Origin of the sequence: Pseudonocardia sp. CA-142604, from assembly GCF_050948475.1 — a bacterium.
GTDB lineage: Bacteria > Actinomycetota > Actinomycetes > Mycobacteriales > Pseudonocardiaceae > Pseudonocardia > Pseudonocardia alaniniphila.
Window position 1 is genome coordinate 6,339,254 of the sequence record NZ_CP192045.1, and the last position, 15,742, is coordinate 6,354,995.

The window sequence follows — 15,742 nt, forward strand, 5'->3', positions numbered from 1 at the left end:
GCCTATATCCGGAATGGAACCCGAACGCGGTCGGTCGGATCGCCGGGGCCCATCACCAGGTCACCGGCAGCTCGTAGACGCCGTAGACGAAGCCGTCCGTCTTGAACCGGAGCTGCTCGCGTTCCACGGCCAGGCGCAGGGTGGGAATTCGCCGGTAGAGGGTGCTGTAGACGACCTGCAGCTCCATCCGGGCGAGCGGCTGGCCGAGGCACTGGTGCACCCCGAACCCGAACGCCACGTGGTGGCGCGCGTCGCGGCCGATGTCCAGCCGGTCGGGGTCGGCGAATGCCTCAGGATCCCGGTTGCCGATGTCGTTCGGCATGATCAGGCCCGTGCCGGCCGGGATGTGCTGCCCGGCCACTTCGATGTCCTCCAGAGCCACGCGACGGCGGCCGCCGTGGGTGATGTTGAGGTAGCGAAGCAGCTCCTCGACCGCACTCGCCACGACCTTCGGGTCATCCGTCTCGCGGAGGATGTCGAGCTGGTCGGGGTGTTCCAGCAGGGCGATCGTGCTGAGGGCGATCATGTTCGCGGTGGTCTCGTGGCCGGCGATCAGCAGGAGCACCGCCGTCGCGGTCGCTTCCTGCCTGGTCAGCTCGCCCGCCTCGATCCGCGCCGCGAGCCCGGACAGCAGGTCGTCACCGCGGTCGGCAAGTTTGGCGCCTACCAGCGCGTCCAGGTAGCCGGCGAGCTGCCCGTGCGCGGCGCCCCGCTGCTCGGGCGTGGAGCCCCGGTTCACCAGGGTCCGGGTGATGCTCTGGAAGAAGTCGTGGTCGTCGTAAGGCACGTCGAGGAGATCGCAGATCACCAGCGAGGGCACGGGGAGCGCGAACGCCTCGACCAGATCGACGGGCGTGGGGCCGGCGAGCATCGTGTCGATCGCCTCGTCCACGATCTTCTGCACCGCAGGCCGCATCGCCGCCACCCGCTTGACGGAGAATGCCGCACTCACCATCCGTCGCAGCCGCGCGTGCTCGGGGTCGTCCATGCCGATGAAGCTGAGGGTGCCGTTACCGGGAGCCTGGCGCGGGTAGCCCGGCCGATGCATCTCGGCGCTGACCTTGCGGTTGGCCAGCACCGCCCGCTGGTCGGCGTACCTGGTGACCAGCCACGGCGTGCTGCCGTCCCACAGCCGCACCCTCGCCATCGGACACTCCTGCTGCAGCGCCTTCAGCGTGGGCGGTGGGTCGAACGGGCACTCGGCCGCCCTGGTCATGGGGTAGTCGGGAATCTCGGCAGGGTTCTCCTCGACCGAGCTCACTGCGCCGCTCATCGCTGTTCCTCCAGGCCTCTCCATGCACCACCGGCTCGACACCGATGGATATGTGCACCGTACACACGTTATGCATCGTGCATAAGGAGTGCGTGATGCATATGGTTGTTGCCATGCATCACGGACCCGTCGCGACGGGAGAGCTGACGGCGGGAGGACCGGACGTGACACCTGAGATCGACAGACCGGCGCACCTGGTGGAGTACGAGACCATGCTGCTCGGGAGGCACCTGCACCTGGCGGCCCCGCCCACCGGACAGGGCGGCAGGACCATGGAGCGCAGCGCGTACATCCTGCTCAGCCGCATCCGGGTGGAAGGCCCGATGTCCATCGGGCAGCTCAGCGACGCGTTCGGGCTGGATCCCTCGACGCTCAACCGCCAGACCTCCGCCGTGCTGCGTGCCGGGCTGGTGGAACGCATCTCCGACCCGGACGGCGGGATGGCCCGCAAGTTCCGCATCACCGCCGAGGGCGAGCGCCGGCTCGAGCAGGAGCGCAGCGCACTCGTGCGACGGATGGAAGAGGTGATGACCGACTGGGACCCCGAGGACATCGCCACCTTCGCCGCCTGCCTGAAGCGGTTCAACACCGGCATCGAGCGCGTGAACGGGCGACCGTGGCCGCGCCCGGCACTGAGCGAACCAGGCCCCGCCACGCGGTGAACGTCAGACGACTGCGGCCTGCCCGATGCGCAGGTGGATGCCGTTCCCGGCCAGTACCCGGCGGAACCACCAGACCGACAGCGCGATGCCCATCGCCACCACCGAGTACGAGCCTGCGGTCGACACGAGCAGGAAGTTCCCGACTGTCTGTGTGGCCAGCACGACGATCGTGGTCACGCCGTTGATCAGGAACACCAGCGCCCACAGCAACGAGACGCGCTTGAAGAACTGCTTGATCCCCGGGTGCCCGCTGATGCCCTTCGGCAGGGCACAGAAGTCGTCGGCGAGCTTCGCCAGCAACGGACGGTCGAGCCCGATCGTCACCAGCAGCATCAGCGAGAAGACGAAGTTCTGCACCGTGGGCTGCAGGAAGTAGAGGAACGCGCTACCCGTCTCCAGCCCGACCACCGTACGCACCACCAGCAGCGTCGTGGTGATCAACAGGATCGTCGGCAGCTTCTGCCCCGCGACCAGCCGCCTGCCGATCGCCAGCCCGGCCCACCCCAAGCCCGCGATCAACCCCGCGTTGAACCCGACCTCGCTGAGCAGCACCCAGAACAGAGCCAGCGGTACGAGCGTGAACTCCACCAGCGGCCGCCCCGCCTGCCTGAGCATCTCCCTGATCGGAGGAAGGTGAATCGTCGTGCGGTGCTCCACCATCCGGCTGCACTCCTCTGATCGCAACGGGCCGCCCTCGTAGTACACGGACCGCTGCGAGTTTCGGTTGCACACCGGGCGACACATTTTCGCCGCTGCACCCGCCATCACGGGCGACCCGGCGGCACGGGCTGCTTCGCAGCCGGAACCCGGCGTCGCACGCTGCACGATCGGTGATGAACGGGACCAATCCGCGGAACGGGGGCCCGCTGTCACCCCTGGCAAGTCAGCGCCGACCGGAGAGACTGGTCGCATGAGCACGTCCCACGGCGATGCCGGTTATGGGGAAAGCCGGGGAAGCAGCGCCTGTCACGCCCCGTTCTGTCTCGCCACCGCTTCGGTGGCCCGGCAGAGCAGATCGGGTACGTCGAAACGATCGAGTACGACCTCGACGAAGGCGAGAGCGCCTGCGGCCCCCTCGCAGGCGACCAAGGCCTTGTCGAGCTCCGACGTGGTCCCGACCCGATGCACAGACGTCCCGTCCGGGGCGCCGAACGCCGCTGGCAGGGCCGTCCAGTTCCAGTGGGCCACGTCGTTGTACACGGCGTTCGGTCCGCGGATGGTCCGCTCGACCGTGTAGCCGTCGTTGTTGAGCACGATCACGACCGGGTCGAGGCCTCGCCGGATGAACGTGCCGAGTTCCTGGATGGTCATCTGCGCCGCGCCGTCGCCGGTCACGAGCACGAGGCGCCGTTTCCCGCCGGCAGCGAGCTGAGCGCCCAGGGCGGCGGGCAGGGCATACCCGATCGATGCCCACAACGACTGCGCGATCACGTCGACACCGGGCGGGAGGCGCAACGGCGCCAGCCCGTAGGACGAGGTTCCCTGGTCGACCACGACGATGTCGCCAGGGCGCAGGAAGCGCTGAATTCGTTCCCAGAACACCGATTGCGTGAGAGCACCGCACAACGACGGCTCCTCCACGAACGGCGCCGGGAGCGCCTCCCGCACGGGCAGCGGAGCACGGTCGGCGAGGATCTCCCCGAGCGTGGCGAGCGCGTTCGCCATCGGGAGCCCGTCGACGATCTCACCGGCGACGTCGACCCGGGCAGGCTGCACGTCGATCAGCCGTGCCGGATCCAGCTTCACGGTGAACCCGCCCGAGCTCAGATCGGCCCACCACAGCCCCACGCCGATGACGACGTCGGCGTCCTCCACGGCGGAGCGCACGGCCTCGTCGCTGAGCCCTCCGACGTAGACCCCCAGAAAGCCCGGCGCGCTCTCGTCGATCAGGCCCTTGGCCGCCACCGTGACCGCCGAAGCCACGTTCTCGACGCCCACCAGCGCCTCGAGTTCGGCGGTGACACCGTGGCGGGCGAGGTGGTCCACCAGCACGACCACGCTCCTCGCCGATTCGAGCATCGCGGTGGCGGACTCCGCGAGAGCCGACACGGGCGCCGCCAGGTGCGCACCCGCGGACGGGGTGCTCGCGGTGAGCGTGATCGGCGTGTCGACGAGATCAGCAGGCACGCTGATGCTGCCCGGGCGCTTCCGCTCGAGCACCACGGAGAGCACCCGGTCGATCTCCATGGCGGCGGTCTCCGCGGTCAGCACCGCCGAAGCACACGTCACCTCGTCGAGGGCCCGGACGAAGTGGTCCATGTCCCCGTCGAGGAGGCTGTGGTGCACCGGGGCACCGGCCTGCCGCACCGCCGTGGCCGGTGATCCGACGATGTGCAGGACCGGCACCGCTTCGGCGAAGCTACCGGCCAGGCCGTTGAGAGCAGACAACTCGCCGACCCCGTACGTCGTCAGCACGACGCCGAGACCGCCGACGCGGGCGTACCCGTCGGCCGCATAGGCCCCGTTGAGCTCGTTGGCGGTGCCCACCCATTCCAGATCCGGGTGATCCACGACGGCGTCGAGCAGACGGAGATTGAAGTCGCCGGGAACGCCGAAGACGTGCCTGGCACCCGCAGCCACGAGCCGGGACAGCAGGTACTCGGCCACGGTCGGCGCATTCGTCGCCCGGGCAGAAGGTTCCGTGGTCACACTCGCTCCTCGAGGCCCCCTCTCGGGCGGCCGATCAGCAGGCACCTGCGGCATCGTTCTCACTATTTGATGAATTGACTCCAAATCCTGATGGTAGGCGCGCATGCGAGGGCCAGCAAGAGACCGCAGACAATGGCGGTTCGGAATCAGATGGAAACGGCGAAACGCGGCGGATTCCCGATTGCTGCGCCTCTGCGGATTACGCGGGCACGGCCGCGATCCTGCTCACCGGCCGTGGCGCAGGGCGCCTTCGAGTTGTGCCGCCGCTGCCACTACGGAATCCCCGAACCGGACCCCGGGCCCCTCGACGGCTCGGGCTATCGGCGCAGACACGCAGACGGCGGCGAGCACCTCGCCGTTCTGCCGCACCGGGGCGCTCACCGAACACACGCCCGCTATCCGTCCGGCCACCGACTCGAACCACCCGGGATGATCGGGCGCCGGAGCGGGTGCTTCAAGGGCAAAGGCCGCCGATCCCCCCACGGAAATGGGCAGAAGAGCCGAAACAGGCAACGACGCCCTCAGTTCCTTGTCGGCCTCGATCGACACCACGCACAGCCGTCGAACTCCACGCCGCACCCACAACTGGCACGACTCACCCGTCTGTCGAGCCAGCGCGACCAGGACGGGCTCGGCCGTGCGCACCAGCGGTGACGAGGGGAACCGCTGGCCCAGCCAATGGCGCCCCTCGGCATCGCGCCGCAGGAGCCCGTGCACGACCATGGCGCGCACCAGCCGATGCGCCGTCGGAACCGACAGCCCCACGTGCCGCGCCAGCTCACTCGACCTCAACGGCGTGGTCTCGACCGCGTCCAGAATCGCCACCACGCGATCCAGCACGCCGACTCCGGTTCCCCGCGCTTCGGCCGGCGAGCCAGACGATGCGCTCATCCCGTCGAGCAGGAAATCGTTGGTCACATTGTGATAATAGTGCGACTGGCCCCCTACCCTGCGCACACGCAGCACGGCGCCATCCGCCACGTGCTGCACTACACCTCGGCTGATCTCGTTCGCCCGGATGGTCCGGTAATTCGGTTCGACGTCCTCTCCGGCTCCGCTACAGTCCCGGCCGTGATCCAGAAGCAGCTGTACGGCTGAGCGGGCTTCCCGCCGCACCCGCCCGCACGCCGAGCGGGTCTGCGTCCTGCCCTCGTCCGAATAGCAGACCTGGAGAATCCTCGTGTCCCACATCCTGATGGTGAGCGTCGGCGCACACGGCCACGTGAACCCGAACCTGCCGGTCATCGCGGAGCTCGTCGACCGCGGCCACCGCGTCACCTACGCGATCCCCGAGTCCTTCGCCGCCACCGTCCGCTCGACGGGCGCCACCCCACTCGTCTACACCTCGGGCCTGCCCGACGAGACGCGCGGCCAGCAGTGGCCCAGCGACCCCATCGAAGGCATGTCGATCTTCTTCGAGGACGCGGTTCGCGTGTTGCCGCAGCTGGAGGCGGCGCTCACCGACGACCGGCCGGACGTCGTCCTCTACGACATCGCGGGCTACCCGGGCCGGGCCCTGGCTCACCGCTGGGGCCTCCCACTCGTGCAGCTCTCCCCCTCGCTCGTGGCCTGGCGCGGCTACGAGGAGGACATGGCCGACGTGCTGACGTTCCTGGGCGAGCCGGAGTACGAGCGCTATCAGGCGCGGTTCGCGCACTGGCTCGCCGAGCTGGGGATCGACCTCGACGTCGACACGTTCAGCGGTCGCCCGCCGCGCTGCATCGTGTTGATCCCGCGGGCGATGCAGCCCAACGCCGACCGCGTCGACGACGACGTCTACACCTTCGTCGGGCCCTCGCTGGACCGGCGCCGGCAGGAGGACTGGCCGGAGTCGGACAAGCCCGTCCTGCTGGTCTCGCTCGGCTCCGCCTACACGGACCGAGCGGCGTTCTACCGCGACTGCGTCGCGGCGTTCGGTCCGCTGCCCTGGCAGGTCGTGATCGCGATCGGCTCCCATGTCGACCCGGCCACGATCGGCCCGCTGCCTCCGAACGTCGAGTTGCATCGCTGGGTCCCGCAGGTCGCAGTGCTCGCCCGCGCGCGGGCCTTCGTGACGCACGCGGGGATGGGCGGGTGTTCCGAAGGGCTGTACCACGGAGTTCCGATGATCGCCGTGCCGCAGGCCGTCGACCAGTTCGGGAACGCGGCAATGCTCGAACAGCTCGGGGTCGGCGTGTCCATCCCGGCGGAGTCCGCCACTCCCGAGGCGATGCGGGAGGCGCTGCTCTCACTCGTGGGTTCGATCGACGTCTGGGATCGCCTCGCGGTGCTCCGCGACGAGTTGCGCGCGGCAGGCGGTGCCGGCGCCGCGGCCGACATCGTGGAGGCCGAGTTGGCGAAGGCCCGGATCTGATCTCACGCCGCGGCCTCCCATCCGGCCGCGCCAACGCTCGTGCCCTGACCATGCTCGATGGTCAGGGCACGAGCCGCCCGACGTGCAGACGGCCGTCAGCTCGCCTTCGGCACCAGGTCCATGTGCAGCCAGTCGTGCGCAGGCGCCAGGCCGCCCAGATAGCGCCCGCAGGCCTCGATGACACCCGGGGCGGAGGTGACGTGCTGCGTTCCGGCGTGCATGTCCCGGAAGTAGCGCTGCATCACCCCCGACCGCAACGCGGTGGTGCCCCCCGCCCGGTAGACCACGACGCTGATCGCCTCCGCCGCCCACGTGGCGTTGTACAGAGCAAGCCGCAGCAACGTCTTCTGCTCGACGCTGAGTGCCGCGCCGGAGTTGATCGTCTCGCTCGCACCGCGCCACGTCTCGTAGACGAAGGAGCGGGCCGCGTGCCAGCGGGCCTCGGCCTCACCGTAGATCGCCTGGAAGCCCTGATGTGCCGCCATCGTGCCCGGCCGACCGGACTTCGAACGGACCAGCGCGCACAACTCGTCGAGCATCCGGCGCGACACCCCGAGCGCCCACGCCGAATGGCCGATCAACGCGATATGCGTGATCCCGAGGGTGAACAGCGAGCCGCCGCGCACCGGCGTCTCGGTGGGTCCGGAGTGGGTGAACACGGCCGGGACGTAGACGTCCTCGATCGTGTAGTCGATGCTGCCGGTGGCCTTGAGGCCCAGCACGTCCCAGTTGTCGATCAGCTCGGCCTTGTCGACCGGCAGCACGAAGATCAGCGGCTCGCCGCTCTCCTCCACGATCCCGAGCGTGTGGATCCACTGCGCGTGCTTGATGCCCGACGCGAAGCTCCACGCCCCCGAGAGCCGGTAGCCCTCACCGTCCCGCACCGCCTTTCCCGGCCGGGTGCCCTGACCTGCCACCACCGGGAAACGCCGCCCCCGGAACATCTCCGCCACCGCCGCGTCACCCAGGTAGGCACCGCCGGTACCCGTGGCCAACGCAGTGGTCGTGACCACCCAGCCGGTGGACGGGTCGGCCTCGCTGAGGGCCTGCACGACCTCCAGCGACGAGACGGGATCGAGCTCGACGCCGCCGAGCGAGGCAGGGACCCACATGCCGAAGAGGTCCTTGTCGTGCAGGGCATCGACCACCGCGTCGGTGAGCTGCCCCGCGGCTTCGTTGGCGGCGCTGTTCTGACGCAGCAGTGGCTGGAGCTCATGAGCGGCGACCACCAGATCGGCGTCGCCGGCACGGCCGTGCACCCAGGGGGCTGTCGTCATCGATCGTTCCTTCCTTGTGCGGGAACCGGGGGCGAGGGCGAGCCGAGCCGGCGACGACTGTGCTCGCCGGCCGGCAGCCCTGCCGCCGCGTCGGCTGCCTCGACTCACCGTGATCGGCGTGTGAGGCCGGCCCCGCCGCGCCTCGCGGCCCGCGGACGGCACGGCGCACCCTGCGCGAGGCCGCCCCGACCAGCCATTCCAGCGGGCCTTGCTGCTGCCTCGCCAGCGCCCGCCACACCACCTCGAACAGGAGCCCGCCGGCGATCAGCGACAGGAACAGCACGGCGGGTTCGTGCTCCAGCACACCCGGGACCAGCACCAGCACGTGTGCGGAGTAGAGCGTCAGCGGCATCGCTCCCGCTGTCCTGATCGGCCACAGCAGGCGTGCGATCACCGGCACGTGCACCACGAGCAGCGACGCGCCGACGACCGCGATCGCCGCACCGAGACCGTGTACATCGTGGATGAGAACCATCCAGCCCCGCGGATGCGGTAGTGGCAGCATCAACCACAACATCCCCACGGCCACGGTTCCGAGCCCTGCGAGAAGCAGCCGGTATGCGACCTGGACGGACAACAGATCCATGCGGCCGATGGCGAGCCCGGCACAGATATAGGCAAGGTAGGCGATCACGGGGTAGAAGCCGGTCACGAACAACCCGATGGCCAGCCCGGCCGGATCCGTGACCAGGGTGGCGAATGTCGGGTTGTCGACCGGCCCCGGGACGGCGCCTGCGAGCGTCGCCGTGATCATCGGTGGGGCGACGAGCAACGACACGGCCGCGATGCGCGTCAGCGTCCATGGCCGCAACCCGAGTAGCGGAATCGCGAGCAGGAAGAGCACGGCGAAGCAGGGAAGGACGATGTCCGCACGACCGGTGAACCCGAGCGCCAGACCGATCACCGCGACCAGCACGGCGTGTACCGCGATGCCGGCACGAACCGCTGCGCGTTCTCGGCGCGCCCGCTTGCCACGGAACATGAGCGCCAGGCTCACCCCCGCTACCAGCGCAAAAGTCGTGACCGACCAATCAGCGGCCGCGGTGGTGACGGTCGACGGCTCGGCGGCGTCGAACACGTGCGCGGCCATCATGCCGAGCAGCGCGAGCCCTCTGGCCAGGTCCACGCCCGCGATCCGGGTTCGTTGTGCGAGTCCGCGGCGCGTCGTTCCGGACAACCGTCCGGTCACCCGCGCGCCCTCGAAATGGCCGGAATTGAAGGGGGTTTCCTCCCGTGCCGCCGCCACGAGGGTTCTGATCGCCGGATCCCGCTAGGCGTTCGTGATCGACGACCATTTTTGGACACGCGAGATCCTGACACGCTCCCGATAATTCGCTTCAGATCATCCGGACGTGAAGACAGTGCCGGCACTATCACCGAAACCAAGCGCGGAATTATTGTCCGCCTTGCGGCGCTTACGGATCCTCGATGACCCAATATACAGCTTCAATGATCGGAGGATTCCCCCGGACACCGCGACCATCATGAGGGGGGCCGACCGGAAGAACCGTAAGACGCCGCAGCAGTGCCGACATCGTCGGCAGGTGACTACGCCGATCGCGGGTCCGTCCTCAGCCCGCGGCCACCGGCTCGGCGTTCGCGTTCACCGGGCGATAGGCGAGCACGACGCTGCCGCTGCGGAACTGGGTCGTCCCGGCCAGTTCGAGAGTGGCGGCGACGCCGTCGCGGAACAAGCGCTCTCCCTCGCCGCGAATGACGGGGGAGACCCAGAGCCGGTACTCGTCGAGCAGGCCGTGCTCCATGAGCGCATCTGTGAGCCGCCCGCAGCCCCAGATCAGGATGTTCTTGCCGGGCTGCTCCTTCAGCTTCGTCACCTCGGCGACGAGGTCGTCGCCCGGGATGAGGGTCGAGTTGTCCCATGCGGTCAGGGCCGAGGGGTCCAGGGTCGAGGAGACCGCGTACTTGGCGATGCTGTTGACGTGGTTGGCGTAGGGGTTCCCGCCCATCGCAGGCCAGGCCTGCGCCATGCCCTCGTACGTGACCCGCCCGAGTAGCAGGGCGTCGGCACCGAGGGTGAGCTCCATCGCGTAGGCCTGGGCCTCGTCGTTCATGTACTGCATCGACCACAGGTGCGGGTTGTCGATGTAGCCGTCGAGGGTGGTGTGGGTCGAAGCGATGATCTTTCGCATGGTCGTGCTCCTGTCGGTCGGTGTGTGCCGCAGTCTGCCGACGATCTCTTACAGAAACCTTCTCGCCGGTTTACGGCCTGCCTGAGAAGGCCGTTACGGTGTCGGCCGTGCGATTCGGGGTACTCGGGCCCGTGGCGGCGTGGACGGCCGATGACCTGCCCGTCGCGATCCCGGGACTGAAAGTTCGCGCCCTGCTGGCCGACCTGCTCGTCCATGACGGACGCCCGGTGCCCTCCGACCGGTTGATCGACGATCTGTGGGGCGAGCGACCGCCCGCCAACCCGACGGCTGCCCTGTCGGTGAAGGTCTCGCAGCTCAGAAGGGCACTGGAGGACGCCGAGCCCGGCTGCCGGGACCTGGTCGTCCACACTCCTGCCGGGTACCTGATCCGGGGCACGACCGACGCCGGCACGTTCCGGTCGTTGCTCGCGGACGCCGCAGGCACATCGGACCAGCGGACGAGGGCAACCGTGCTGGCGGACGCGCTGGCGATCTGGCGCGGGCCCGCGTTCGCCGACTTCGCGGACGAGCCGTTCGTCGCGGCGGCGGCCGCGGGCCTGGCCGAGCAGCGACTCACGGCACAGGAGGAGCGCGCGGAGGCCCGCCTCGACCTGGGCGAGCACGCCGCGATGGTGGTCGAGCTCAGCGCGCTGCTGGCCGAGCACCCCATGCGGGAGCGGCTGCGCTCGGCACACATGCGCGCCCTCTACCGCGCGGGACGGCCGGGCGAAGCCCTCGCGAGCTACGACGAGCTGCGGGTGCTGCTCGCCGACGAGTTGGGCCTCGACCCCGGCGCCGAGCTGACCGCCCTCCAGCGCGCGATCCTGACCCAGGATCCGGCGCTGGCCGCGCCCGCCACCCAGGCGCCGCCATCCCCTCACCCGGAAACGAGGCTGCCCGAACCTCTCACCGATCTGATCGGGCGGGAGGCCGCCGTCGCCGACGTGTGCAGTCGGCTCGACTCCGACCGGCTGGTGACGCTCACCGGCCCGGGCGGAGTCGGCAAGACCCGGCTCGCGATCCAGGTGGCGCGACGGCTGAACGACGCGTTCCCGGACGGAGCGTGGCTCGTCGAACTGGCCGCGCTCGACCCGGTCGCGGACCAGGACGTGGTGCCGCTGCTCGCCGAGACGATCATGACCGTGCTGGATGTCCGGGCCGGAGCCGAGTCGGCCGCGCCGGTGTCCGCGGTCGAGCGGCTCACGGAGGCACTGCGTCCCCGCCGGCTGCTGATGGTGCTGGACAACTGCGAGCACCTCGTCGAACCGGTCGCCACGCTGGCCGAGCAGCTGCTGCGCACCGTTCCGGGTCTACGACTGCTGGTGACGAGCCAGGAGCCGCTCGGGCTCGCAGGCGAAGTCGTGTGGAACGTTCCGCCGCTCGACGTGCCCGACCGCGCTGCGAAGCTCCCGGAACTGGGGCGGACCGGCGCCGTACAGCTGTTCGTCGCCCGTGCATCCGCCGCAGCCAGGGGGTTCACGCTCGATGCGGAGACCGCTCCCGCCGTCGGGGTGCTCTGCCGCAGGCTCGACGGCATCCCCCTCGCCCTCGAGCTGGCGGCGACGCGCGTGCGGGCGCTCGGCGTCCAGGGGCTCGTGGACCGGCTCGACGACCGGTTCCGGCTGCTGGCCACGGGTCACCGGGGCGCACCGCCGCGCCAGCAGACCCTGCTGGCGATGATCGACTGGAGTTGGGACCTCCTGACCGCTCCGGAGCAGACCGTGCTGCGTCGCCTGGCGGTACATGCCGACGGCTGCACGCTGGAGGCCGCCGAGTACGTCTGCGCAGACGTCGAGCTGAGCGTGCTCGACCAGCTCGTCCGCCTCGTCGACCGGTCACTGGTGGTCGTCGCCGCCGGCCCGGACGGGCCGCGGTACAAGCTGCTGGAGTCGGTGGCTGCCTACTGCCTCGACCGGCTGCGGGATGCGGAGGAGACCCAGCACGTCCGGTTGCGGCACCAGCACTTCTACATCGATCTCGTCGAGCGGGCGGAGCCCGAGCTGTACGGCTCCGACCAGCGGCGGTGGCTCCGGCGCCTGGATGCCGAGACGGCCAACCTGCGGTCCGCTCTCACCACAGCTGTCCGGGACGGCGACGCCGAGGGCGCTCTGCGACTCGTCAACGCGTCGACCTGGTACTGGTTCCTCCGTGGCAGGGTCCCGGAGGCCCGGCGGTGGCTGGCCGCGGCGCTGGGCGTCCCCGGCGCGGACTCCGCGGCGACCGCACTTCGAGCCAGTGTCCTGGCCTGGCACACCGGTATCGGATTTCTCCACGGCGACCTCGCCGACCGGGACGAGCGCCGCCGCGCCGCGCTGGACCTGTACGAGGACGCCGGGGATCCGGCAGGCCGGGCCCGTGCCGAGTGGTTCCTGGCCTACGCCGGGATCGACCTCGGCGACCTGGCCGTGGCCGAGGAGCTGATGGACCGGGCGCTGCCCGTCTTCGAGGAGCTCGGCGACCGGTGGGGAACGGCGGCGGCGCTCGCCTGCCGGGCGAAGCTCGCACACATCCGCGCCGACGTGGTGGCCCTCGAACGCGAGGCCGAGCGGAGCGCCGAGCTGTTCGGGGGGGTCGGCGACCGCTGGGGGAGGTTGGAGGCCACCAGCTGGCTCGGTGCGCTGGCCGAGATGACCGGCGACCATGATCGGGCAGAGCGGGAGCACCGCGAGGGACTGCGACTCGCCGAGGAGCTGGGTCTGCAGGCGGAGGTCGCCGGCCGGTTGGGCTGGCTCGGCTGGATCGCGCTGCAACGGGGTGACCACGCGACGGCAGTGGTGCATTGCGAGCAGGCGCTGCGGCTGGCCGTCGCACAGGGGCACAGGCCCGGGCGGATCTTCGCCATGCTCGGACTCGCCTTCGCCGCTCGCCGAGACGGCCGCCTCGATCTCGCGGAGACCCATCTGCACGGGCTGCTGAGCCTGACCCCGCACGAGGACGCCGCGCAGAACCCACCCCCGCACCTGCCCATGGTCATGGCCGAACTCGGTTTCGTCGCCGAGCAGCGTGGCGATGCGGCAGGCGCGGTCGCATCGCACCTCGAGGTCCTCGATCTGGCGGCGCGATTCACCACGGGCCGCGACTTCACGATCGCGGTGGACGGGCTGGCGGGCGCGATGGCCGTCGCCGGGCACCACGACCGGGCCGCTCGGCTCCTGGGCACGGCCGACACGATGCGTGGCGCGAACGGGCAGTCCGCAGCGCCCGCCGAACGGGCCGACATCGATCGGATCACCACACTCGTGCGGGCGGCGCTGGGTGAGCAGCGTTTCGCCGCCGAACACACCCGCGGAGCCCGGCTCACACGTGACGACGTGCGGGCCCTGGTCGCCGTGTCACCACTGCCCGCTGGGAGGGCATGAGGAGCGGCGCGCGGAGGGAGCCGTTGCTCCGGATGGAGGCGCGAAAGGTGCACCGTCGCAATGTCGCCGCGGTGGCTGCGAGGATCGCGACATTGTGCGAATACGGCCGCAGACTCGACGAACCGCCCTCGACACGCCCACCGTGGACGCTGATTTTGTCGATATCTTGCCTTCGGAATGGCCGCACCGAAGCGGCGGGTCAGTAACGTCGTCTTCGTGCAGATCCTCCTCGCGGTCGCCCTCGCCCTGGCCTCCGCCGTCTGCTATTCCGCATCCGCGGTGCTCCAGCATCGGGAGGTCGCCGACCACCAGTCGGGAGGTCTCCGCCTGGTTGCCCGGCTGGTGCGGCGACGCGGTTGGTGGACCGCGATCGCGGCAAGCTGCCTCGGGGCCCTTCTGCACCTCGCCGCGCTGGGTTCCGGCGCTCTACTCCTGGTGCAGCCGCTCGGGGTCACGGCACTGGTGTTCGCCCTGGTGATCCACGCTCGGATGACCAGAACGACCCCCGACCGTCCGACGTTGCTCGGCGCCGCATGCATCGTGTTCGGCCTGCCTGCGGCGCTGTCCGCGATCCCCCGCCACTCAGCATCGGTCTCGCCGGTGCTGGGGTACTGGGTCGTCGCCGCCGCCGTGGCAGTGCTGGCCGTCGTACTGGCCACGGGTGCCATCACGATCAGGCACATGCTGCCTCGTGCGGCGCCGGTCCTCTACGCGGTGGCCGCCGCGCTGTGCTTCGGATTCACCTCGGGCACGGCGAAGGCCGTGTGGCTCGGCCATACCGCGCCGACCGTCATCGGCGCGGGCCTGTTGGCGGCCGCCGCCGGAGTGGTCCTCACCCAGCACGCATACCGCGACGGCGGTCTCGGCGCTCCGCTCGCCACGCTGACGCTCGTCGATCCGCTGGCCGCGGGCATGGTGGCCGTTCTGGCCCTCGGCGAGCCGATCTCCACCACGCCGCTCCATCTCGTGATCGGCCTCGCGGGAGTCCTCGCCACGGCCGTCGGCGTCGTCCTGCTGTCCCCGCGGAGCGTGATCGCGCCGCACGCGACCGCAGCACGCGCGTCCCTCGCGGGCCCGGAGGCCGCCCGTTCGGCAGCATGACCGCCACGCCCAACGGGTGCACGAGTCACCGATGCACGGACGGCAAGATCACGGTCGGCGACTCGGGCTCCTTCGGAGCGCGCACTCGGATCGCCTGCTGCTCACGACCGTGGCCGGCCAGCCGGGCCACCGTGCGCAGGGACCGGCGCGGTAGCTCGAGCAGGTTCACAGCGGTGCGATACGTCGCGCCCGGGACGCTGAGCGTCCGTTGCTTACGCAGGTCACTCAGGCAGCGGTCGACGACGTCAGCGGGCTCCAACCACAGCGGCGACTTCGCGGATCCGACCGGCCGTCCCGCGCGGATGTGCCGGCCGGTGCGCATCTGACCGGCGCAGATCGCAATCGCCTGTACGCCGGTACCGACCAGCGACGCGGCGATGGAATCCGTGAAGCTCATGACCCACGCCTTGCTGGCGCTGTAGGCCGAACCGGGGTTGCCCAGATAGCCCGCGAAACTGCCGACGTTGATGACAATGCCCTGGCCACGGCCGAGCATGCCGGGTAGCGCGGCGCGGGTCAGCTGCAGCACCGCGGTGATGTTGACGTCGATCTCGGATTGGAGCCCAGCGGGAGTGGCGCGGTCGAACAATTCGTGGGTGCTCACGCCTGCGTTGTTGACCAGAATATCCACCGGGCCACCCACTGAGCCGTTCAACCTCCTCTCCACGATCGCGCGCTCGGCCGGCACCGCCAGATCCATGGACAGCACCTCGACCTCGACGCGGTGTTCGGCGCGGATTCGGCCCGCCACGCCCTCCAGCCGCTCGCGGTTCCGCGCGACCAGTACGAGGTTGTGGCCTTGGGCCGCCAGCCGCTGAGCGAATGCCGCGCCGAGCCCTGTATTGCCACCTGTTATGAGTGCAGTGGACATGGTCGGGGACCGTATTGAAGGCGTCCTGAATGGAAGCTGAGAACTGA

General features: G+C 70.0%; 12 protein-coding genes. 4 read left to right on the forward strand and 8 right to left on the reverse strand.

Annotated elements, in window-relative coordinates; genetic code table 11:
- Positions 1–52: 52 nt before the first annotated feature.
- A complete protein-coding gene (locus ACQPZQ_RS28775; RefSeq protein ID WP_433285833.1) occupies positions 53–1,273 on the reverse strand; it encodes a cytochrome P450 in 1,221 nt (406 codons plus the stop codon).
- A 113-nt stretch (positions 1,274–1,386) separates the two neighbouring features.
- On the opposite strand from ACQPZQ_RS28775, the gene ACQPZQ_RS28780 reads away from it, so the two are divergent.
- Positions 1,387–1,935 (forward strand): MarR family winged helix-turn-helix transcriptional regulator, encoded by a 549-nt coding sequence (locus ACQPZQ_RS28780; RefSeq protein WP_433285835.1) that lies wholly within the window; start codon positions 1,387–1,389, stop codon positions 1,933–1,935.
- Positions 1,936–1,938: 3 nt separating this feature from the next.
- Here ACQPZQ_RS28780 and ACQPZQ_RS28785 read toward each other — a convergent pair whose 3' ends face one another.
- From ACQPZQ_RS28785 to ACQPZQ_RS28795, 3 genes are all read right to left on the reverse strand, one after another.
- Entirely contained in the window at positions 1,939–2,550 is a 612-nt protein-coding gene (locus ACQPZQ_RS28785; RefSeq protein ID WP_433285837.1) for a VC0807 family protein, read from the reverse strand.
- 351 nt (positions 2,551–2,901) lie between these two features.
- Positions 2,902–4,584, reverse strand: a complete 1,683-nt coding sequence (locus ACQPZQ_RS28790; RefSeq protein ID WP_433285839.1) for an alpha-keto acid decarboxylase family protein — start codon at positions 4,582–4,584, stop codon at positions 2,902–2,904.
- Between the two features lie 225 nt (positions 4,585–4,809).
- Positions 4,810–5,565, reverse strand: a complete 756-nt coding sequence (locus ACQPZQ_RS28795) for an IclR family transcriptional regulator (protein ID WP_433285841.1) — start codon at positions 5,563–5,565, stop codon at positions 4,810–4,812.
- 214 nt (positions 5,566–5,779) lie between these two features.
- Here ACQPZQ_RS28795 and ACQPZQ_RS28800 point away from each other — a divergent pair, with 214 nt between their 5' ends.
- On the forward strand, positions 5,780–6,937 hold the full coding sequence (locus tag ACQPZQ_RS28800) for a macrolide family glycosyltransferase (protein WP_433299406.1): 1,158 nt from the start codon (positions 5,780–5,782) through the stop codon (positions 6,935–6,937).
- Positions 6,938–7,032: 95 nt separating this feature from the next.
- Here ACQPZQ_RS28800 and ACQPZQ_RS28805 read toward each other — a convergent pair whose 3' ends face one another.
- From ACQPZQ_RS28805 to ACQPZQ_RS28815, 3 genes are all read right to left on the reverse strand, one after another.
- Entirely contained in the window at positions 7,033–8,214 is a 1,182-nt protein-coding gene (locus ACQPZQ_RS28805) for an acyl-CoA dehydrogenase family protein (RefSeq protein ID WP_433285843.1), read from the reverse strand.
- On the reverse strand, positions 8,150–9,340 hold the full coding sequence (locus ACQPZQ_RS28810; RefSeq protein ID WP_433285845.1) for a heparan-alpha-glucosaminide N-acetyltransferase domain-containing protein: 1,191 nt from the start codon (positions 9,338–9,340) through the stop codon (positions 8,150–8,152). The genes ACQPZQ_RS28805 and ACQPZQ_RS28810 overlap by 65 nt, the downstream gene beginning before the upstream one ends.
- Positions 9,341–9,785: 445 nt before the next feature.
- Entirely contained in the window at positions 9,786–10,364 is a 579-nt protein-coding gene (locus ACQPZQ_RS28815; protein ID WP_433285847.1) for a dihydrofolate reductase family protein, read from the reverse strand.
- 107 nt (positions 10,365–10,471) lie between these two features.
- Between ACQPZQ_RS28815 and ACQPZQ_RS28820 the strand changes: the two genes are divergently transcribed.
- On the forward strand, positions 10,472–13,723 hold the full coding sequence (locus tag ACQPZQ_RS28820) for a BTAD domain-containing putative transcriptional regulator (protein ID WP_433285849.1): 3,252 nt from the start codon (positions 10,472–10,474) through the stop codon (positions 13,721–13,723).
- Positions 13,724–13,939: 216 nt separating this feature from the next.
- Positions 13,940–14,824, forward strand: a complete 885-nt coding sequence (locus ACQPZQ_RS28825; protein ID WP_433285851.1) for a DMT family transporter — start codon at positions 13,940–13,942, stop codon at positions 14,822–14,824.
- A gap of 25 nt (positions 14,825–14,849) precedes the next feature.
- On the opposite strand, the gene ACQPZQ_RS28830 is transcribed toward ACQPZQ_RS28825, so the two are convergent.
- Positions 14,850–15,695 carry an SDR family NAD(P)-dependent oxidoreductase gene (locus ACQPZQ_RS28830; protein WP_433285853.1) on the reverse strand — a complete coding sequence of 282 codons (846 nt, stop codon included), beginning with the start codon at positions 15,693–15,695 and terminating at the stop codon, positions 14,850–14,852.
- Positions 15,696–15,742: the final 47 nt, after the last annotated feature.

Coding starts and splice junctions, on each gene's coding strand:
- ACQPZQ_RS28785 (WP_433285837.1), bottom strand. CDS start 2,550: ATGCTCAGGCAGGCGGGGCGGCCGCTGGTGGAGTTCACGCTCGTACCG.
- ACQPZQ_RS28805 (WP_433285843.1), bottom strand. CDS start 8,214: ATGACGACAGCCCCCTGGGTGCACGGCCGTGCCGGCGACGCCGATCTG.
- ACQPZQ_RS28780 (WP_433285835.1), top strand. CDS start 1,387: ATGCATCACGGACCCGTCGCGACGGGAGAGCTGACGGCGGGAGGACCG.
- ACQPZQ_RS28800 (WP_433299406.1), top strand. CDS start 5,780: ATGGTGAGCGTCGGCGCACACGGCCACGTGAACCCGAACCTGCCGGTC.
- ACQPZQ_RS28830 (WP_433285853.1), bottom strand. CDS start 15,695: ATGTCCACTGCACTCATAACAGGTGGCAATACAGGGCTCGGCGCGGCA.
- ACQPZQ_RS28775 (WP_433285833.1), bottom strand. CDS start 1,273: ATGAGCGGCGCAGTGAGCTCGGTCGAGGAGAACCCTGCCGAGATTCCC.
- ACQPZQ_RS28815 (WP_433285847.1), bottom strand. CDS start 10,364: ATGCGAAAGATCATCGCTTCGACCCACACCACCCTCGACGGCTACATC.